Raw genomic sequence first — 18,469 nt, 5'->3', positions numbered from 1 at the left:
CGCTGCGGGGCGGTGGCGGCGGTGATGGGCGTCGGCTTGGGCACGAGTGCTCCTGAGTGATGCGTGCGTGAGATCGGTCGGGGGGAACGGCCGACGGCAGCGCCGAACTCCGCGGGGAGGGGGTCGGCCCGTACGACTACAGACCCTCGCCGCGGCGGCTAAGGAGAAGAAGGTTCCCGTAACGCATCGCCCGCTCAGCCTAACCCGCCCGTCCGTCGACCGGCGTGGGCCGTATCACTATGCGAGATCCCGTATGGCGGCCGAATTCGGTGGCGGGCCGAGCCGGGCAGTGATCAGCTGACCGGATGGACAGGGAAAAGGTGCTGGCCCGCTTCGATCAGCAGCTGCGCAGGCAGCTCACCCCCGCCGAGCGGGCAGGCGCGGTGGTGCGGCAGACCCGGGAGCGGGGCGGCTGGGACGGCGTGGTGTGGTCCGGCCTCACCGAGGGGACGGCGGACGCCGCGATCGCCGCGCAGATCGCCTACTTCACGGGGCTCGGGCGCGGCTTCGAGTGGAAGTCGTACGGCCATGACCGCCCCGCCGATCTCGGCGAGCGGCTGCGGGCGGCCGGGCTCGTACCGGAGCCGCCGGAGACCCTGATGGTCGCCGAGACGGCGGCCCTGCCCACCGACAGCGCCCTCCCGGAGGGCGTCACCCTGCACCGGGTGACCGACGAGGCGGGCGTGCGCCTCATGATGCGGGCACACGAGCAGGCGTTCGGTACGGATCCGGCCGGTCTGGGCGCGATGGTACGCACGCAGCTGGCCGAGACCCCGGAGCTGGTGGACGTGCTGGTGGCGCTGGCCGGCGACGAGCCGGTGTGCGCGGCGCGCATGGAACGCTACCCGGGCACCGACTTCGCCGGCCTGTGGGGCGGCGGCACCGCGCCCCGGTGGCGCGGCCGGGGCATCTACCGGGCGCTGGTGGCGGTACGCGCCGGGCTCGCCGCCCGGCACGGGGTCCGCTACCTCCAGGTGGACGCCTCCGAGGACAGCCGCCCCATCCTGCGGCGGCTGGGCTTCACCGAACTCAGCACCACCACGCCGTACCTGTACGACTTCCCCGGTTAGAACCCCAGCCGGCGCAGCTGCTTGGGGTCGCGCTGCCAGTCCTTGGCCACCTTCACGTGCAGATCGAGGAAGACCGGGGTGCCCAGCAGCGCCTCGATCTGCTTGCGGGCCTTGCTGCCCACATCCTTGAGCCGGCTGCCCTTGGGGCCGATGACGATGCCTTTCTGGCTGGGCCGCTCGATGAAGAGATTGGCGTGGATGTCCAGCAGCGGCCGGTCGGCGGGGCGGTCCTCGCGCTCCAGCATCTCCTCGACGACGACGGCGATGGAGTGCGGCAGCTCGTCCCGTACCCCTTCGAGCGCGGCCTCCCGGATCAGCTCGGCGATCATGGTCTGTTCGGGCTCGTCGGTGAGATCGCCCTCGGGGTACAGCGGCGGGCCCTCGGGCAGCAGCGGCACCAGCAGATCGGCGAGCAGGCCGACCTGCTGGTCGCCGACCGCCGAGACGGGCACGATCTCGGCCCACTCCAGGCCCAGCTCGGCGCCGAGCCGCTGTACGTCCAGCAGCCGCTCGGCCAGCACCTGCGGCTCCACCAGGTCGGTCTTGGTGACGACCGCGACCTTGGGGGTGCGCTTGATCTCCGCCAGTTCCTTGGCGATGTAGCGGTCACCCGGGCCGATCTTCTGATCGGCGGGCAGGCAGAAGCCGATGACATCGACCTCGGCCCAGGTGGTGCGCACCACATCGTTGAGCCGCTGGCCCAGCAGGGTGCGGGGCTTGTGCAGCCCGGGGGTGTCCACCAGCACCAGCTGCGCGTCGTCGCGGTGCACGATGCCGCGCACCGAGTGCCGGGTGGTCTGCGGGCGGCTGGAGGTGATGGCGATCTTCGTGCCGACCAGCGCGTTGGTCAGGGTCGACTTGCCGGCGTTGGGGCGGCCGACGAAGCAGGCGAAGCCCGAACGGTAGCCCTCCGGCACAGAGCCGAACATCGCGGACATCGGGGAAAGGGAGTCACTCATGAGGCCGCGATCGTCGCACGAAGGCCGCCCTCGGGGCCAGCCAGCAGGACAGGGGTGCCCGCCCCGCCCAGGTCACGCACCGCCGCCAGGTCCTCGGCCGGCACCTCGGCGGGGCCCGCGCCGTCCGCGACCACGGCCGCCGCCTCCAGCGACGTCGCGCCGCCGGCCACGGCCATCGCCACCGCCAGGCGCAGCGCGCTCAGCCGCAGCGAGGGCAGCTCGACGGTGGCGGCCACGTACGTACGCCCCGTCTCGTCCCGCACCGCCGCACCCTGCGGCACCCCATTGCGGGCGCGGGCGCTGCGCGCCAGGGTGATGATCTTCCGGTCCTCGGCGTCGGTGTCACTCATACCCAGGAGCTTACGGGCTGCTACAGGTCGGTCGTCCCGGGCTGGTCGGGCTGGGGCAGGGGGGTGTGGCCCTCACTCACCAGTCGCAGCTTCTCCACGGCGCGCTCGGCGAGGGCACCCAGCCCGCCGGCCGCCGCGTCGTCGCGGCCGGCCTGGGCGATCCGTACGGTGTGGGCGCCGACCCGGACGATCACCACCTCGGCGATCACGCCGGCCTCCTCCGCTCCCTCGGCCTCCCGTTCGAAGCGCAGGGCGGCGGCCTCCTCGCCGAGCCCGGCGCCGTCGTCGCCATCGTTCGCGGCGCCGTCGTTCGCGGCGCCGTCGTTCGCGGCGCCGGCGGCGGTGTACGAGACAGTGGCGGTGTGCTGCTCGGGGCCCTCCTCGGTGTGGAAGGTGGCGCACTCGCGCGCGGCCCGCGCGAAGCCCTCCATGGCGGCGTGCGCCCCCGCCTCGTCGCCGTGCGCGGCGGCCACGGTGACCACGAACGGTCCGGTGTGGGTGCGGGCGAACCCGGCCCGCGCGGTGGCTGGCTGGTCCGCGGCCGGTTCGAACAGTTCCCGGCAGGCGTCCTCGGTGGGGCGCGGCACGCCGATGCCGCGCCGTTCGGCCTGCTCGCTGCTGTCGCCGGCCCAGCCCATGGGGAAGTCGGTGTGATCGAGCAGGGCGGTGCGCAGCAGTTCCTCGTCGAGCGTCTGCGTGCCGGCGGCGATGCCGCTGCCGGTCACGGTGGCGGAGGCGCTGGGACGGGCGGCACCGGCACCGGCGGGAACGCCCGGGTGCAGTGCCGTTCCGGCGAGCAGGCCGAGGGCGGCGATCGAGGCAAGGGAGGCGATGGCTGCCGTTCGCTGCGAAAGCTCCATACCTCCCATGGCGCCACCCGAACGGCCCCGGCACCACCGCCACACACCCGTTCGAGTGACCACCGCCGCCCCACCCCCGGCGCACGGGGCCCGACGGCGACGGTCCCCTCCCGGGCCGATGCCCGGGGCAGCGTCACCGGACGAAGGCCCACAGCCGCCGGGCGGCGAGCACCCCCGGACCGTAGGCCGGAGGGGTCGGAGGGGTCGGCGGGGTCGGCGCGGCAGGACGGCGGGGCGGGCTCGTAGGGTGGGCGAGGCGGCTCGGCCGCCCGCCGTCGCTCGTGGCCGGGAGGCCCGTGCTGCCGTCGCCGATGAGCCAAGCCCGGGGAGGCCCGAATGCCCAGCGACCCGCCGACGCCCCCGTACCTCGACGAGCACGCGACGCTCGTCGCCGCCGGGTCGGACGCCGTGTGGCGGGCCCTGACCGAGACGGTCGAGGGGTCCTTCTCCGGACCGGGATTCGCCCGCTACGCGCGGCTGGTCGGCTGTGCCGACCGGGCCGCCGCCGGGCCGCGGCCACTCGCCGCCGGTTCCGCCTTCCCCGGCTTCCGGGTGGTCTCGGCGATCCCGGGGCGCGAGCTGGCGCTGGAGGGGCGGCACCACTTCTCGGTGTACGCCCTGATCTTCCGCATCGAGGAGGCCGGCCAGGACCGCTGCCGGCTGCGCGCCGAAAGCCGGGCCGCCTTCCCCGGACCGGCCGGCGCGCTCTACCGCCTGCTGGTCATCCGCACCGGCGGCCACGCGACCGGCATGCGCCGCCTGCTGTCGACGGTCCGCCGCCGATCCGGATAGGCGGGCGCGCCCGCGGCGCAGCCCCGGCTGCCTGGCAGGCCCACCGGCCTTCTCGCCGTCTCAGGACCCCGGGCACCGCACAAGTCGGCACCACAGCCATCCCGGCGACCCCGACGGGCTGACTCGCTCACCCGCCCCAGCGCCGGTGCGCAGCACCCAGGCGCCGCTGTCGGTGCGCCCAGCGCCGGTGCGCAGCACCCGGCGTCCGGGGCCCGGCCCAGCCGACCGGCCGGGCCCGGCGTCCGCTCAGGCGGCCTGCTCCTCCACCGTCTCCGGTTCGTGGGGGATCGGTTCGACCACCACGCGGTCGATGCGGTTGCGGCGGCCGGTCGGCGGTTCGGCGGTCAGCCGCAGCGCCGCCAGCTCGGGGTGGGAACGGTCGCCCGTCAGGTCGACGACCGTCGTCGCGCCGGCGATCGGGACCCGGCCCAGGGACTTCGCCAGCAGGCCGCCGACCGTCTCCACGTCCTCGTCCTCCAGGTCGAGCCCGAACAGCTCGCCCAGATCCCCCAGGTCGAGCCGCGAGGTCACCCGGTACGCCCCGTCCGCCAGCTCGGCGACCGGCGGCAGCTCGGTGTCGTACTCGTCCGCGATCTCGCCGACGATCTCCTCCAGGATGTCCTCGATCGTGACCACCCCGGCCGTGCCGCCGTACTCGTCGATCGCCACCGCCACATGGATGTGGTCGCGCTGCATCTCGCGCAGCAGATCACCGGCGTTCTTCGTGTCCGGCACGAACGTGGCCGGCCGCATCACGGACTCCACCGGGTCGGCCTCCGCCTCCCGGCTGATGTGCACCGCCCGTGCCAGGTCCTTCAGATACACGATCCCGACGATGTCGTCATCGCTCTCCCCCGTCACCGGGATACGCGAGAACCCGGACCGCAGCGCCAGCGAAAGACCCTGCCGCAGCGTCTTGCCCCGGTCCATGGAGATCAGATCGGTGCGCGGCACCATCACCTCCCGCACCAGGGTGTCGCCCAGCTCGAAGACCGAGTGCACCATGCGGCGTTCCTCGTCCTCGATCAGCGACTCCCGCTCCGCCAGGTCCACCATCGCCCGCAGCTCCGCCTCCGAGGCGAACGGCCCCTTGCGGAAGCCCTCGCCCGGCGTCAGCGCGTTACCGACGATGATCAGCAGCTGGGCCAGCGGCCCGAGCACCCGCGCCAGCGGGATCAGCACCAGCGCCGCCGCGCTCGACACGGCCACCGGGTGCTGCCGCCCGACGGTGCGCGGCGAGACGCCGATGACGACGTACGACAGCACCACCGTCACCGGCACGGCGACGAGCAGCGCCTGCCACGCCTCGTCGAAGCTCTTGAGGCAGGCGTAGGTGACCAGCACGGCCACGCCCATCTCGCCGGCGACCCGCAGCAGCAGCGCCAGGTTCAGATAGCGCGTCGGGTCGGCGGCCACCGTCACCAGCCGGCCGGCGCCGCGCCGCCCGTCGCGCGCCGCCTGTTCGGCACGGAAGGCGGTGATCCGGGTCAGCCCGGCCTCGGCGCAGGAGGCCAGCCAGGCGACGATCAGCAGTACCAGCAACAGCGTCCACAGTGTGGCGTCCATTGTCGTTGTCCCGCCCGCCCGCTCAGGTGATCGTCGGGGCCGGGGACGGGCCGCTCAGCCCGGCCTCGGCGCGCCAGCCGTCCACGATGGCCTTCTGGAGCCCGAACATCTCGGCGCGCTCGTCGGGCGCCTCGTGGTCGTACCCCAGCAGGTGCAGCACCCCGTGCACGGTGAGCAGTTGCAGCTCGTCGTCCATGGAGTGCCCGGTGGGGGCGGCGGCCCCCTGCGCGGTGGCCACCTGCGGGCACAGCACGATGTCGCCGAGCAGCCCCTTCGCGGGCTCCTCCTCGTCCTTGGCCGGCGGGCGCAGCTCGTCCATCGGGAAGGACATCACATCGGTGGGCCCGGGCAGGTCCATCCACTGGATGTGGAGCGCCTCCATGGCCTCCTCGTCGACCGCGATGACCGACAGTTCGGACAGCGGGTGGATCCGCATCCGGCTCAGCGCGTAGCGGGCGATGTCGTGCACCGCCGCCACATCGATCTCCAGGCCGGATTCATTGTTGACCTCGATCGCCATGATGGTGTCGCGGCTACTTTCCCTGTCCGTGGTGTGTGCTGTCGCCGGTGCGTTCGGTGCGCTCGTCGTACCGCTCGTACGCGTCCACGATCCGCCCGACCAGCTTGTGCCGTACGACGTCGGTGCTGGTGAGCCGGGAGAAGTGCACATCGGGCACCCCGTCCAGGATGTCCTGCACCTGCCGCAGCCCGCTCTTGCTGGTGCCGGGCAGATCGACCTGGGTCACGTCACCGGTGATGACGATCTTGGACTCGAAGCCGAGCCGGGTCAGGAACATCTTCATCTGCTCGGGGCTGGTGTTCTGCGCCTCGTCCAGAATGATGAACGCGTCGTTGAGCGTCCGGCCCCGCATGTACGCCAGCGGCGCCACCTCGATCGTGCCCGCGCTCAGCAGCTTGGGGATCGAGTCGGGGTCGAGCATGTCGTGCAGCGCGTCGTACAGCGGGCGCAGATACGGGTCGATCTTCTCGTAGAGCGTGCCGGGCAGGAAGCCGAGCCGCTCGCCGGCCTCGACCGCGGGACGGGTGAGGATGATCCGGTTGACCTGCTTGGACTGGAGCGCCTGCACCGCCTTGGCCATGGCGAGGTAGGTCTTGCCGGTGCCGGCCGGGCCGATGCCGAAGACGATCGTGTGCCGGTCGATGGCGTCCACGTACCGCTTCTGGTTCAGCGTCTTGGGCCGGATGGTCTTGCCCCGGTTGGACAGGATGTTCTGGGTGAGCACCTCGGCGGGGGTCTCCGCCCCGTCCGCCGCGCCGTTGTCCGCCGAGCGCAGCATCGCGACGGAACGCTCCACGGCGTCCTCGGTCAGCGGCTGGCCGGTGCGCAGCACCAGCATCATCTCGTCGAACAGGCGCTGGATCAGGGCCACCTCGGCGGCTTCGCCGGTGGCGGTGATCTCGTTGCCCCGGACGTGGATATCGGTGGCGGGAAACGACTTCTCGATGACCCGCAGCAGGGAGTCGCCGGACCCCAGCACCGTGACCATCGGGTGCTTGGCGGGAACGGTGAACCGGGCGGTCGCCTCAGTGGCCGGGGCCACTGGCTGGTGCGTGGGTGTCTGTGTCATGGGCGGCCCCGACAGGGCCAGCTCATCCCTCTCTAGTCCTCGGATTCCGGGTTCCTTCCGGGGTCCCAGGGTACGACGCGGGGCCGACAGACCCTAGAGAATTACGCAGTGCGATCGTCCCGCTACGAGCCGGCGACGGCCGGCCCCGTACCGTTCCCCCGGAACCCCAGCGTCGGCACCGCCCTCCGGCGCGGCCACGGCCGCTCCGGACACGGCCGCAGCAGCCGTTCCAGGAACGCGTACCGCCCCAGCGCCGCCTCCATCGGCGTGCCGGCCGGCGTCAGCGACCGCACCCGCTGCCACCACGCCGCGATCTCCCCCCACCCCGGCGCCGACAGCGAGCCGCCGAACTCCTGCACCGACAGCGCGGCGGTCAGCCCCGCGAACGCCAGCCGGTCAGCCAGCGGCCAGCCCGCCAGCGTCCCGGTGACGAAGCCCGCCACGAACACGTCCCCGGCGCCGGTGGTGTCCAGCGCCTCCACCACGATCGCCGGCACCTGGGCCGTCTCCCCGGTCCGGCCGTCCGCCGCGTACGCGCCCTCCGCACCCATCGTGACCACCGCCAGCGGCACCCGCTCGGTCAGCGCCCGGGCGGCGGCGCGCGGGCAGTCGGTGCGGGTGTAGCGCATCGCCTCCTGCGCGTTGGGCAGGAACGCCTCGCAGTGCGCCAGCTCCGGCAGCGCCGCCAGATCCCAGGCGCCGGTGTCGTCCCAGCCGACGTCGGCGAAGAGCAGGCTGCCGGCCTTGGCCGCCGCCGCGATCCACTCCTGCGGCTGCCCGGGGCTGAGCGAGGCCACCGCCGACCTGGCGGCCGGTGCCCTGCGCACCCCCGGCGCCCCCTCGGGCGGCGGCGCCTCGTGGCCGTGCGAGACCATGGTGCGCTCCCCCTCGTACGCCATGGACACGGTCACCGGCGAGTGCCAGCCCGGCACCGTCCAGGAAGCGTCCAGGTCGATGCCCTCGCCGCGCTCCAGGGTCTCCCAGCAGTACTCCCCGTACTTGTCGTCGCCGAACGCCGCCGCCAGCGAGGTCCGCAGCCCCAGCCGGGCCAGCGCGGTGGCCATGTTGGCGACCCCGCCCGGGCTGGAGCCCATCCCCCGGGCCCACGACTCGGTGCCGCGCACCGGCGCCGAGTCGAGGCCGGTGAAGATGATGTCCAGGAAGACGGTGCCGGTCAGATACACGTCGCAGGCGGGGTCACCGGGCCGGCGGACCGCGGCCAGCGGGTCGAGCGCGTGCCCCAGCGGTCCCTGCCCTCGTGGGTTCGTGTGGTCGTCCGTGGTCACCCTCGTGCTCCTGGTACGTACGCGCCTCCACGGTACGTCCGTACGTGTACGTTGCCGTGCATGAGGCTGGCGATCATTGGCGGCGGCGGATTCCGCGTCCCCCTGGTATACCGCGCGCTGCTGGGCGACGAAGGACCGGCGCGGTGCACCGAGGTGACGCTGTACGACCCGGATGCGGGCCGGCTGCGGGTGATCGGGGCGGTGCTGGCGGCGCAGGCGGCGCGGAGCGCGGGCGCCGTCGCGGTACGCGCCACCACCGACCTGGACGCGGCGCTGACCGGCGCCGACTTCGTGTTCTCGGCGATCCGGGTGGGCGGGGTGGCCGGCCGGGTGCGCGACGAGCGGGTGCCGCTGGCGGCCGGGGTGCTGGGGCAGGAGACGGTCGGCGCGGGCGGGGTGCTGTACGGGCTGCGGTCCGTCCCCGAGGCGCTGCGGATCGCCGAGCGGGTGCGGGCGGTGGCGCCGGGCGCGTGGGTCATCAACTTCACCAACCCGGCCGGGACGGTGACCGAGGCGATGTCCTCGGTGCTGGGGCACCGGGTGATCGGCATCTGCGACTCGCCGGTCGGCCTGGTGCGGCGGGCGGCCCGGGCGGCGGGCGCCGACCCGGCGGCCGTCGGCTACGCGTACACCGGGCTCAACCATCTGGGCTGGCTGCACTCGCTCACCCTGCACGGCGAGGAACTGCTGCCGGGGCTGCTGGCCGACGAGGCGGCGCTTGGCTCGTTCGAGGAGGGCCGGCTGTTCGGCACCGGCTGGCTGCGGGCGCTGGGGGCGCTGCCCAACGAGTATCTGCACTACTACTACTTCCGCCGCGAGACCCTGGCCGCCGCGCGGGCGGCGGACGAGACCCGGGGCGAGTTCCTGGCGCGGCAGCAGGGCGGCTTCTTCGCGGCGGCGCTGGCCGAGGTCGATTCACCGGAAAGAGTGCATGCCCGGTGGGAACGTACCCGCCTGGAGCGCGAGGAGACCTACGGGGCGGACGCCCGCGCGGCGGCCGGCGACGCGGCGCCGCGCGACAGCTGCGATCTGGACGGCGGCGGCTACGAGCAGGTGGCCCTGGCCCTGATGCGCGCGATCGCCACCGACCGCACCACCCGCCTCATCCTCAACGTCCGCAACGCCGACACCCTGCCCCAGCTGCCGCCGGACGCCGTCATCGAAACGGTCTGCGAGGTGAACGCGCAGGGCGCCCACCCGGTGCCGGCCATCTCCCCGGGGCTGGCGGAGCTGGGCCTGATGCTCCAGCTGAAGGCGGTGGAACGCGCCACCATCGAGGCGGCGGTCACCGGCTCGCGGGAGGCGGCCCTCCGCGCCCTGACCCTCCACCCCCTGATCGACTCCCCCACGACGGCGGCGCGGATCCTGGCGGAGTCCACCGGCTGACCCACGGTCAGGGGGTGCGCGGTACCGGTTCCCCGGTGAAACGCACGTCGTGGTCCCACTCGGCGGGTGGCTGGCGGTGCAGCCGCCAGTAGTGGGCGGCGATCCGGTCCGGGTCGAACGGGGTGCCCGGGGCGACCGGGCCGTCCACCGTCACCGTCGCCACGTGGATGCCGCGGGCGCCGTACTCCTGGTCCAGCAGCCGGGCCAGCGTCCGTACCCCGGCCTTGCCCAGCGACAGGCTCGCATAGGCCGGCTTCGGCTCCGGCATCCCGCCGGTCAGCAGGAAGCTGCCGCCGCCGCGCGCCGCCATCGCCGGCAGGGCGTGCGCGGCGGCCGTCAGGGCGCCGCCCACGTTCACCGCCCAGCTCGCCAGCAGTTCACGGGAGGTCAGCCCGCCGACCGTGTCGGGGCGGACCAGCGCCGCGTTGTAGACGACGGCGTCCGGCACCCGGAACTCGGCGACCGCCGCGTCCAGCGCCCCCCGCAGCGCCGCCTCGTCCGTACTGTCGGCGGTCAGCGGCAGTACGGGCCCGGGCCCGAGTCCCCGGGCCGCCTCCCGCACCGTCCGCCGCTCCCGCGCCACCAGCGCGACCGGCACCCCCTCCCGGGCGAACCTCCGCGCCACCGCCGCCCCGATGCCGGGGCCGGCCCCGATGATCACCGCTCCGCTCATGGGTCCGACGCTAGGGCCTGACACCGGTGTCAAGGTCAAGCCGCCGCGCTGCCGATCACCCGCCCCGCCGACCCGCCCACCACCCGCGTCGCGGCGCTACGCCTTCTCGCCGGCCGCGAGGTCGAACCAGTCGAACCGCACCGTGCCCTCCGCCGCGTACAGGCCGATCACCCGGCCGGTGAAGCCGCCCGCCACCTCGGTGGACAGATACCGGCCGTCCAGCTCGGCCAGCACCGCGAACTCCCCGTCCGGCTCCTCCACTCCGAGCCGCAGCACATCGGGGCCCTGCCGCGGGTCCCAGCTCTCCGGCGACCCGCCGGCCTCGATCCGCAGCGTCACGGGACGGCCCGGCCCGCCCGGCCCGCCATCGCCCGGCACCCGCCGCTCGGCGACCGTCCGGCGCAGTGGCCCGATCCGTGCGACCACCCGCACCTTGCTGCCCGCCACCTCCACCGCGTAGTGGTGCCGTTCGTCCAGCCGCACCGCGAGCCCGCCCCGCCCGACCCCCGGGTCGATGAGCGTGCGCGCCCGGCACGAGAGGTCCCGCTGCCGCTGCCCGGCGAAGGTGACCGCCGGATCGTCGAGACCCGCGCCCCGGGCGCGCAGCGTCAGCCAGCCCGGCCGCTCGGTCGTCGAGAAGTACCCCTCGGGCCTGGACCGCACCGAGAGCCACCCCGGGCCCAGCCGTGCCGCGTCGAAGTCGTCCCGTACCGGCGGTACGGGCACCGGCTTCGGCGGCCAGGGCGGCGCCGCCATCACCGGCGCCGCCTCGCCGACGACCGGCCACCCGTCGTCGCTCCAGCTGACCGGCGCCAGAAACGTCTCGCGCCCCAGTACGTGCCAGCCCGGGCTGCCGCCGCCCGCCCGCACCCCGAGGAACACCAGCCACCACGACCCGTCCGGGGCCTGGACCAGGTCCCCGTGCCCGGTGTTCTGGATCTCGGCGTCGGTGCTGCGGTGGCTGAGGATCGGGTTGGCCGGGCACGGCTCGAACGGCCCGTACGGCGCCGGGCCGCGCGCGATCGAGATGCCGTGGCCCCGTTCGGTGCCGCCCTCGGCGATCAGCAGGTACCAGAACTCCCCGATCCGGTACAGATGCGGCGCCTCCGGGGCCTTGGCCCCCGGCGTGCCGGACCACAGCCGCTTCGGCACGCCGATGGTCTGCCCGGTGTCGGGGTCGATGGCGATCTGGCTGATCCCGGCGGAGGTGACCCAGCAGCGGCCGTCCTCGTCCCAGGCCAGATCGGGGTCGATGCCCTTCACGCCGGGCAGCGGCAGCGGGTCCGACCAGGGCCCGGCCGGGTCGGTGGCGGTGAACAGCACATTGCCGTCGTGCGAGACATCGGTGGTGATCAGCCAGAACCGGCCGTCGTGGTGCCGCAGCGTCGGCGCGTACACGCCACCCGAGGAGGGTGCGCTGTCCGGCAGCCGCAACTGCGCCGGCCGCTCCATCACATTGCCTATCTGCTCCCAGTGCACGAGGTCCCGGCTGTGGAAGACCGGGACCCCGGGGAAGTACTCGAAACTGGAACAGGCGAGGTAGTAGTCCTCGCCGACCCGGCAGATGCTCGGATCGGGATGGAATCCGGGGATCACCGGATTGCTGAACGTACCGCCCGCCCAACCGCCGGCCGACGCTGCCTTCATGGCGCACCTTTCCTCATGGGTCACAGCCGCCCGGGAACCGGAATCCGGTCCAGGTCCTCGGCCACCGTCAGTTCGCCCGGGTAGCCCGCCGCCCGGGCCTGTGCCCCGAGCGCGGCCGGGTCGTGGTACCGCTGCGAGAAGTGCGTCAGCACCAGGTGCCGTACCCCGCACTCCGCCGCCACCGCGCCGGCCTGGCCGGCCGTCAGATGACCGTACTTCTCGGCCAGGTCGGCGTCCTCGTCCGCGAAGGTCGCCTCGATCACCAGCAGATCGCAGCCGGCCGCCAGCGTGTACACGCCCTCGCACAGCCGGGTGTCCATGACGAACCCGAACCGCTGACCGGGCCGCGGCTCGCTCACCTCGTCGAGCCGCACCCCGTGCAGCTCACCCTCCCGCTGCAACCGCCGTACGTCCGGCCCCCGGATGCCGGCCGCCGCCAGCCGCTCCGGCAGCATCCGGCGGCCGTCCGGCTCCACCAGCCGGTAGCCGAACGACTCCACCGGATGCGACAGCCGGGCCGCCGAGAGCGTGAAGCGCGGCCCCGCGTCCAGCACGCCGTCCGCCCGCACCGGGTGTTCCTCGATGACGGCCCGCTCCTGATAGGCCGTCGCGTACCGCAGCCGCTCGAAGTACACCTGGCCACTGGCCGGATAGTGCGCGCGGACCGGATGCGGCACGCCGTCGCCGTTGATCCGCTGGATCACCCCGGCCAGCCCCAGCGCGTGGTCGCCGTGGAAGTGGCTGATACAGATCCGGGTCAGCTCGGTGGCGGACACCCCGGCGTGCGTCATCTGCCGCTGGGTGCCCTCCCCCGGGTCGAACAGCAGCCCTTCGCCGTCCCAGCGCAGCAGATAGCCGTTGTGGTTGCGGCGCCGGGTCGGCACCTGGCTTGCGGTGCCGAGGATCACCAGTTCGCGTACGGACATGCCGGCCGCCCCGTTACCCGGGCGGCCACTCGAAGCCGCGCCCGCCCAGCACATGGGCGTGCACGTGGAAGACGGTCTGCCCGGCGCCCGCGCCGGTGTTGAGCACCACCCGGTAGCCGCCGGCGTCGATGTGCTCCTGCGCCGCGACCGCCGCCGTCTCGCGCAGCACATCGGCCGTCAGCTGCGGGTCGGCGGCGGCCAGCGTGCCCGCGTCGGGATAGTGGGCGCGCGGCACCACCAGCACATGGGTGGGCGCCTGCGGGTTGATGTCCCGGAAGGCGACCGTCGTCCGCGTCTCGCGGACGACGGTCGCCGGCACCTCACCGGCCACGATCTTGCAGAACAGGCAGTCCGCCTGGGCTTCTCCCGCCATCGCCGGGCTCTCCTCGGTGCGTTGGTCGTCGGTCCCCCGGATGCTACCGGGAGCGCCCGGGGACCCGCGGCGGTACGGACGCGGGCCGCTGCGCGAGCGCGGCGAGCACGTGCCGTACGCCCTCGGCCAGCTGCGGATCGGCGCCGGAGACCCAGTCCTGCGGGCGGCGCACCACCTCGATGTCCGGGTCCACGCCGTGGTTCTCCACGCCGAAGCCGAAGCCGCCGTCCAGCCAGGAGGCGAACGAGGGCTGGGTGGCCTGGGTGCCGTCCGCCAGCCGGGGCAGGCCGCCGAGCCCGATCAGCCCGCCCCAGGTGCGTACCCCGATCACCGGGCCGAGGCCCAGCAGCCGTACCGCCGCGTTGATCTTGTCCCCGTCCGAGCCGGAGAACTCGTCGGCGAGCACGGCGAGCGGGCCGCGCGGGGCGTGCGAGGGGTAGGTCTCGGGCTCGCCGAGCCGGGGGAACTCCCAGCCGAGCACCCGCCGCGCCAGCCGCTCGGCCACCAGCTGGGAGGTGTGGCCGCCCCGGTTGCCCCGGACATCCACCACCAGCCCCTCGCGCGCGGTCTCCAGCCGCAGGTCCCGGTGCAGCTGCGCCCAGCCGTCGCCCATCATGTCCGGGATGTGCAGATAGCCGAGCCGGCCCCCCGACAGTTCGGCGACGGCGGCGCGCCGCCCGGTCACCCAGTCGTGGTAGCGCAGCGGCTCCTCATCGGGCAGCGGTACGACCACGGGGTGCCGCAGGGGGCCGCCGTCGGCCGGGCGGACGGTCAGCTGTACGGGCTGCCCGGCGGTGCCGGCCAGCAGCGGTGCGGGGCCGGTCGCCGGGTCGACGGGGTGGCCGTCCACCGCGGTGATGGTGTCGCCGACGCGGACGGCGACGCCGGGCGCGGCCAGCGGGGAGCGGGCGCGCGGGTCGGAGGGTTCGGCGGGCAGCACCCGGGCCACTTGCCAGCGGCCGTCCTCGCGGCGCACCAGGTCGGCGCCGAGCAGGCCCTGCGGGCGGGCCGGCCGCACGGCGGCGGGGATGACGTAGGCGTGCGAGGCGCCGAGTTCGCCCTGCACCTCCCACAGCACGTCCACCAGGTCGCTCTGGCTGCCGATCCGGTCCAGCAGCGGCCGGTAGCGGTCCAGCTGGGCGGCGTAGTCGACGCCGGCCAGGTCGGCGCGCCAGAACCGCTGCCGCATCAGCCGGCCGGCCTCGGCGTACATCTGGTGCCATTCGGCGGCGGGGTCGACGGTGAGCCGGATCCGGGACAGCTCGGGGGTCTGCTCCGGGTCCCCGTCGCCGGTGAGCGGCAGGACGCGCAGGCCGTCGCCGGTGCGCAGGACGGCGCGCCGCCCGTCGCCGCTGACGGCGTAGTCGGCGACCCCGGTGGCGAACTCCTCGGCCGCCGCCCCGTCCGCGCCGTCCAGCGCGAAGCGGTGCAGGGTCAGTTCGGGGCGGGGCGGTTCGCCCAGGCTGATGTAGGTGCCGTCGAAGCCGGTGACGGGGTGGGAGAGCCACAGCACACCGCCGTCGTAGGCGCGCAGTGCGCCGTACCGTCCGGCGGGCACCGGGAAGGGCTCCACCCGCTGGTCCAGGCCCGCCGTGTCCACCCGGACCTCGGTGCCCCCGGATGCGGGCCCCGGCTGCACGGGGCCGAGCGGCGAGGGCACGTCGGCGGCCAGCGTCAGCAGATGCGGCCGGGCGGCCACAGGGAAGGAGACCTCGAAGACATGGGAGTCGTAGACGGGTTCGAAGCTGCGTTCGGAGAGGAACGCGAGATGCCGGCCGTCGTGGGTGAAGGCGGGCGCGTAGTCGCGGAAGCGCAGCGGGGTGGCGTCGATGACGGTGGTGTCGGCGAGCCGGGCGAGCTTGAGGTGCTGGAGCGGGCGGGGCCCGGGGTGGGACCAGGCCAGCCACGCCGAGTCCGGGGAGAAGACCGGCCCGCTGACCGGGCCGTGCGGGCCGCGGTCCAGCTCCCGTACGGTGCCGGCCGCGAGATCGGCGAGCAGCAGCCGGCCGTCGTGGGTGGCGAGCGCGGCGCGGCTGCCGTCCGGGGCGACGGCCAGTTCCACCACCCGGCCGAGTTCGCCGGCGCCGATCAGGGTGGGCGGGGTGTGGTCGTCCTCCGGCCCGAGGGGACGTACGGCGAGGGCGTCCTCGCCCGGCGCGTCGGTGATCCACAGCGCGCGGTCGCCGGCGATCCGGGCCAGCCTGGCGTGCTCGCCGGGTGCGGCGGCCAGCGCCCGGACCGGGCCGCGGCCGTGCGGCAGCAGATGCAGGGCGCCCCGGGTCTCCACCAGGCTGGCGGCTCCGGTGTGGTCGGGGGCGGCGGCGGTGAGGTGGTCGGCGGCGGCCGGGTGCTGGACCCGGCGCCCGGTACGCGGCCCGCCCAGCGTGATCTCCGGGCGGCGTGGCGCGGTGCCCGCCGCCAGATCGTCCAGCAGCCACAGTTCGCCGTACGCGGCGTAGGTCATCCGTACGCCGTCGCCGGCCGCCTGCCGGGCGTAGGCGCCGCCGAGCGGGGTGTGCCGGCGCAGTTCCGCGCCGTCGGGTCGGGAGGAGTACAGGGCGCCGGTGCCCTCGTGGTCGGAGAGGAAGGCGATGCGGTCGCCGTGCCACAGGGGGTACTCGATGTTCCCGTCGAGGTCTTCGTGGACGCGGACGAACGCGCCGTCGCCGGCCCGGTCGATCCACAGCTTGCCGGCCGAGCCGCCCCGGTAGCGCTTCCACGAGGCGGCGTCGCCGCGCCCCAGCCGCCCGGGGCGCAGCAGGACCGCGCCGTCCGGCCCGTACGCCGCGAAGCCGGCCGGGCCGTACGGGAGGGTACGGGGCGGGCCGTCGCCGTCCGCCGGTACGGCGTGGGCCCAGGTCCAGGCGAAGTGCGGGCGGCCGGCCGCGCTGACCACCAGTACCTCGTCGGGGCCGCACCAGCCGCGTACCGAGGTGGTGCCGTGGCCCCACCAGGTGAGCCGCCGGGCCGGGCCGCCGTCGATCGGCGCGACGTAGACCTCGGGGGTGCCGTCCCGCCAGGAGGTCCAGGCGACCCGGCGGCCGTCGGGGGATATCCGGGGGTGGTCGGCGGGGGCGTGGTCCGCGCTGATCCGCCAGGCCCGGCCGCCGTCGAGTGCGGCCACCCACACATCGTCCTCGGCGACGAAGGTCACCAACTCGCCGTACACATGCGGAAATCGTGCGTAGAAAGGCTTGCTCATCCACCGGACCGTAGCCCTCCGCCGCCTTCCTGTCACCAGCGTCCGTCCCGCTGGCTGAACAGCGAATGCCGTACTTTGATCACACTGGTACGGTTCGCGCAGTTGGACAAGCACAATAAAGGACGCTCACCACATGACCGACCAGCCGCCTCGCGAACAATGGGGAACCCGCCTCGGGTTTCTCATGGCCGCGATCGGGTCAGCCATCGGACTGGGAAACATCTGGCGATTCCCCAAAGTCGCCTTTGACAACGGCGGCGGATCCTTTCTGCTGCCTTATCTCATCGCGCTGCTCACCGCCGGAATTCCCCTGCTGATCCTCGAATACACGATCGGTCGCAAATACCGCGCCTCGCCCCCCGCCGCACTGCGCGCGCTGTACCGCCCCACCCAGTTCATCGGCTGGTGGCAGGTGGCGATCTGCTTCGTCATCGCCTCCTACTACGCCGTGATCCTGGCCTGGTCGCTGCGCTATGTCGGATTCTCCTTCACCAAGGCGTGGGGAGACGATCCCAGCTCCTTCTTCAGCAACGACTTTCTGAACGTCGCCGACGAGCCGGGCACCATCGGCGCGTTCGTGCCCGGCGTGGCCTGGCCGCTGATCGCCATCTGGATCGTCGTGCTGGTCATTCTGGGCCTCGGCGTGCGGCGCGGCATCGAACGCGCCAACAAGATCTTCATTCCGCTGCTGGTGTTCTTCTTCGGCGCCCTGGTCATCCGCGCGGTGACCCTGCCCGGCGCGGCGGACGGACTCAACGCCCTCTTCCAGCCCGACTGGGGTGCCCTCACCAACGGCGGCGTGTGGGTGGCCGCCTACGGACAGATCTTCTTCTCGCTGTCCATCGGCTTCGGCATCATGATCACCTACGCCTCGTACCTCAACCGCCGCTCCGACCTCTCCGGATCGGCGATGGTGGCCGGGTTCGCCAACAGTTCCTTCGAGATCCTGGCCGGCATCGGCGTCTTCGCGGCGCTCGGCTTCATGGCCGGGCAGGCCGGGGTCGGCGTCCACGAGGTGGTGAGCGGAGGGGTGGGGCTCGCCTTCATCGCCTTCCCGCAGATCATCTCCGAGATGTGGTTCGGCCAGGTGTTCGGCGTGCTGTTCTTCGGCTCGCTGGTGATCGCCGGGCTCACCTCGCTGATCAGCATCGTGCAGGTCATCGTGGCCGCCGTGGAGGACCGTACCGGCGTCAGCCGCACCAGGGCGGTGCTGGCGGTGGGCGGCGCGACGGCCGTGGTCTCCGTGGTGCTGTTCGCCACCGACGGCGGGCTGTACTTCCTGGACGCCGCCGACAACTTCATCAACCAGTACGGCATCGCGCTGGCCGCTCTGGTGCTGCTGATCATGGTGAGCTGGATCGCCCGCAAACTGCCGATGCTCCAGGCGAACGCGGACGCCACCTCGGCGATCCTGCTCGGCCGCTGGTGGAAGATCTGCCTGGGCGTCATCACCCCGATCGTGCTCGGCTGGATGATGGTCGACAACCTGGTCCGCAACATCAGGGAGAACTACGAGGAGCTGCCGACCTCCTTCCTGCTCTACGCGGGCTGGGGCGTGGCACTGGCGGCGCTGCTCGCCGGGATCGTGCTCGCCCTCGTCCCCTGGCGCCGGCCCAGCCCGGCGCTCACCGACGACACCGACCCTGACCTGCTGACGAAGGGGGATCCGCGATGACCACCGGAGCCATCATCATGATGACCGTCGCCATGGTCATCGTCTGGGGCGGCATGATCGGCGCGATCATCAAGCTCACCCGGCACCCGGACACCCCGGACGACTGATCGCGACC

17 protein-coding genes are annotated in these 18,469 nt (G+C 73.6%); 5 read left to right on the top strand and 12 right to left on the bottom strand.

Annotation, left to right across the window (positions count from 1 at the left end; all coding sequences use genetic code 11):
* Positions 1 to 305 precede the first annotated feature (305 nt).
* A complete protein-coding gene (locus AC5WRL_RS15710; RefSeq protein WP_496089124.1) occupies positions 306 to 1,070 on the top strand; it encodes a GNAT family N-acetyltransferase in 765 nt (254 codons plus the stop codon).
* Here AC5WRL_RS15710 and era read toward each other — a convergent pair.
* From era to AC5WRL_RS15695, 3 genes are read right to left on the bottom strand one after another with little or no spacing between them, the layout of a single operon-like run.
* Complete coding sequence (gene era, locus AC5WRL_RS15705) at positions 1,067 to 2,008, bottom strand: GTPase Era (RefSeq protein ID WP_496089167.1); 942 nt, start codon at positions 2,006 to 2,008, stop codon at positions 1,067 to 1,069. The genes AC5WRL_RS15710 and era overlap by 4 nt on opposite strands.
* A 17-nt stretch (positions 2,009 to 2,025) precedes the next feature.
* Positions 2,026 to 2,379, bottom strand: coding sequence for a cytidine deaminase-like protein (locus AC5WRL_RS15700; RefSeq protein ID WP_496089123.1), 354 nt, complete (start codon positions 2,377 to 2,379; stop codon positions 2,026 to 2,028).
* 20 nt (positions 2,380 to 2,399) lie between these two features.
* Complete coding sequence (locus tag AC5WRL_RS15695) at positions 2,400 to 3,239, bottom strand: hypothetical protein (protein ID WP_496089122.1); 840 nt, start codon at positions 3,237 to 3,239, stop codon at positions 2,400 to 2,402.
* A gap of 336 nt (positions 3,240 to 3,575) precedes the next feature.
* Here AC5WRL_RS15695 and AC5WRL_RS15690 point away from each other — a divergent pair, with 336 nt between their 5' ends.
* Positions 3,576 to 4,031, top strand: a complete 456-nt coding sequence (locus AC5WRL_RS15690) for a hypothetical protein (protein WP_496089121.1) — start codon at positions 3,576 to 3,578, stop codon at positions 4,029 to 4,031.
* A 246-nt stretch (positions 4,032 to 4,277) separates the two neighbouring features.
* Here AC5WRL_RS15690 and AC5WRL_RS15685 read toward each other — a convergent pair whose 3' ends face one another.
* The 4 genes from AC5WRL_RS15685 to AC5WRL_RS15670 all read right to left on the bottom strand — a co-directional run bounded on the left by AC5WRL_RS15685 (position 4,278) and on the right by AC5WRL_RS15670 (position 8,472).
* Positions 4,278 to 5,597: a hemolysin family protein gene (locus tag AC5WRL_RS15685; protein ID WP_496089120.1), complete on the bottom strand. Its 1,320-nt coding sequence runs from the start codon at positions 5,595 to 5,597 to the stop codon at positions 4,278 to 4,280.
* A gap of 22 nt (positions 5,598 to 5,619) precedes the next feature.
* Positions 5,620 to 6,117, bottom strand: coding sequence for an rRNA maturation RNase YbeY (gene ybeY, locus AC5WRL_RS15680; RefSeq protein ID WP_496089119.1), 498 nt, complete (start codon positions 6,115 to 6,117; stop codon positions 5,620 to 5,622).
* 13 nt (positions 6,118 to 6,130) lie between these two features.
* On the bottom strand, positions 6,131 to 7,186 hold the full coding sequence (locus tag AC5WRL_RS15675; RefSeq protein WP_496089118.1) for a PhoH family protein: 1,056 nt from the start codon (positions 7,184 to 7,186) through the stop codon (positions 6,131 to 6,133).
* 122 nt (positions 7,187 to 7,308) lie between these two features.
* Positions 7,309 to 8,472: a carbohydrate kinase family protein gene (locus tag AC5WRL_RS15670; RefSeq protein WP_496089117.1), complete on the bottom strand. Its 1,164-nt coding sequence runs from the start codon at positions 8,470 to 8,472 to the stop codon at positions 7,309 to 7,311.
* A 60-nt stretch (positions 8,473 to 8,532) separates the two neighbouring features.
* Here AC5WRL_RS15670 and AC5WRL_RS15665 point away from each other — a divergent pair, with 60 nt between their 5' ends.
* Positions 8,533 to 9,858 carry a family 4 glycosyl hydrolase gene (locus AC5WRL_RS15665; RefSeq protein ID WP_496089116.1) on the top strand — a complete coding sequence of 442 codons (1,326 nt, stop codon included), beginning with the start codon at positions 8,533 to 8,535 and terminating at the stop codon, positions 9,856 to 9,858.
* Positions 9,859 to 9,865: 7 nt separating this feature from the next.
* Here AC5WRL_RS15665 and AC5WRL_RS15660 read toward each other — a convergent pair whose 3' ends face one another.
* From AC5WRL_RS15660 to AC5WRL_RS15640, 5 genes are all read right to left on the bottom strand, one after another.
* A complete protein-coding gene (locus AC5WRL_RS15660; RefSeq protein ID WP_496089115.1) occupies positions 9,866 to 10,531 on the bottom strand; it encodes an SDR family NAD(P)-dependent oxidoreductase in 666 nt (221 codons plus the stop codon).
* A gap of 96 nt (positions 10,532 to 10,627) precedes the next feature.
* Positions 10,628 to 12,178, bottom strand: coding sequence for a glycoside hydrolase family 43 protein (locus tag AC5WRL_RS15655; RefSeq protein ID WP_496089114.1), 1,551 nt, complete (start codon positions 12,176 to 12,178; stop codon positions 10,628 to 10,630).
* A gap of 20 nt (positions 12,179 to 12,198) precedes the next feature.
* Positions 12,199 to 13,104, bottom strand: a complete 906-nt coding sequence (locus tag AC5WRL_RS15650) for a ribonuclease Z (protein ID WP_496089113.1) — start codon at positions 13,102 to 13,104, stop codon at positions 12,199 to 12,201.
* A gap of 13 nt (positions 13,105 to 13,117) precedes the next feature.
* Positions 13,118 to 13,477, bottom strand: coding sequence for a histidine triad nucleotide-binding protein (locus AC5WRL_RS15645; RefSeq protein WP_496089112.1), 360 nt, complete (start codon positions 13,475 to 13,477; stop codon positions 13,118 to 13,120).
* Positions 13,478 to 13,520: 43 nt separating this feature from the next.
* Complete coding sequence (locus tag AC5WRL_RS15640) at positions 13,521 to 16,679, bottom strand: S41 family peptidase (RefSeq protein ID WP_496089111.1); 3,159 nt, start codon at positions 16,677 to 16,679, stop codon at positions 13,521 to 13,523.
* Between the two features lie 133 nt (positions 16,680 to 16,812).
* Between AC5WRL_RS15640 and AC5WRL_RS15635 the strand changes: the two genes are divergently transcribed.
* Positions 16,813 to 18,354, top strand: a complete 1,542-nt coding sequence (locus AC5WRL_RS15635) for a sodium-dependent transporter (RefSeq protein ID WP_496089110.1) — start codon at positions 16,813 to 16,815, stop codon at positions 18,352 to 18,354.
* Positions 18,351 to 18,461: a methionine/alanine import family NSS transporter small subunit gene (locus tag AC5WRL_RS15630; RefSeq protein ID WP_496089109.1), complete on the top strand. Its 111-nt coding sequence runs from the start codon at positions 18,351 to 18,353 to the stop codon at positions 18,459 to 18,461. The genes AC5WRL_RS15635 and AC5WRL_RS15630 overlap by 4 nt, the downstream gene beginning before the upstream one ends.
* Positions 18,462 to 18,469 lie beyond the last annotated feature (8 nt).

The organism is Streptomyces sp. NTD107, from assembly GCF_059510435.1.
The sequence above is the reverse complement of the archived record's forward strand: the minus strand, read 5'-3'. Positions and strand labels throughout refer to the sequence as shown.

What these genes read in the sequence shown, in the direction of transcription:
- AC5WRL_RS15640 (WP_496089111.1), bottom strand. Translation starts at nt 16,679, where the DNA reads ATGAGCAAGCCTTTCTACGCACGATTTCCGCATGTGTACGGCGAGTTG.
- AC5WRL_RS15695 (WP_496089122.1), bottom strand. Translation starts at nt 3,239, where the DNA reads ATGGAGCTTTCGCAGCGAACGGCAGCCATCGCCTCCCTTGCCTCGATC.
- AC5WRL_RS15690 (WP_496089121.1), top strand. Translation starts at nt 3,576, where the DNA reads ATGCCCAGCGACCCGCCGACGCCCCCGTACCTCGACGAGCACGCGACG.
- AC5WRL_RS15665 (WP_496089116.1), top strand. Translation starts at nt 8,533, where the DNA reads ATGAGGCTGGCGATCATTGGCGGCGGCGGATTCCGCGTCCCCCTGGTA.
- AC5WRL_RS15655 (WP_496089114.1), bottom strand. Translation starts at nt 12,178, where the DNA reads ATGAAGGCAGCGTCGGCCGGCGGTTGGGCGGGCGGTACGTTCAGCAAT.
- AC5WRL_RS15630 (WP_496089109.1), top strand. Translation starts at nt 18,351, where the DNA reads ATGACCACCGGAGCCATCATCATGATGACCGTCGCCATGGTCATCGTC.
- AC5WRL_RS15660 (WP_496089115.1), bottom strand. Translation starts at nt 10,531, where the DNA reads ATGAGCGGAGCGGTGATCATCGGGGCCGGCCCCGGCATCGGGGCGGCG.
- AC5WRL_RS15645 (WP_496089112.1), bottom strand. Translation starts at nt 13,477, where the DNA reads ATGGCGGGAGAAGCCCAGGCGGACTGCCTGTTCTGCAAGATCGTGGCC.
- AC5WRL_RS15635 (WP_496089110.1), top strand. Translation starts at nt 16,813, where the DNA reads ATGACCGACCAGCCGCCTCGCGAACAATGGGGAACCCGCCTCGGGTTT.
- AC5WRL_RS15685 (WP_496089120.1), bottom strand. Translation starts at nt 5,597, where the DNA reads ATGGACGCCACACTGTGGACGCTGTTGCTGGTACTGCTGATCGTCGCC.
- AC5WRL_RS15700 (WP_496089123.1), bottom strand. Translation starts at nt 2,379, where the DNA reads ATGAGTGACACCGACGCCGAGGACCGGAAGATCATCACCCTGGCGCGC.
- AC5WRL_RS15650 (WP_496089113.1), bottom strand. Translation starts at nt 13,104, where the DNA reads ATGTCCGTACGCGAACTGGTGATCCTCGGCACCGCAAGCCAGGTGCCG.
- AC5WRL_RS15710 (WP_496089124.1), top strand. Translation starts at nt 306, where the DNA reads ATGGACAGGGAAAAGGTGCTGGCCCGCTTCGATCAGCAGCTGCGCAGG.
- era (WP_496089167.1), bottom strand. Translation starts at nt 2,008, where the DNA reads ATGTCCGCGATGTTCGGCTCTGTGCCGGAGGGCTACCGTTCGGGCTTC.
- ybeY (WP_496089119.1), bottom strand. Translation starts at nt 6,117, where the DNA reads ATGGCGATCGAGGTCAACAATGAATCCGGCCTGGAGATCGATGTGGCG.
- AC5WRL_RS15675 (WP_496089118.1), bottom strand. Translation starts at nt 7,186, where the DNA reads ATGACACAGACACCCACGCACCAGCCAGTGGCCCCGGCCACTGAGGCG.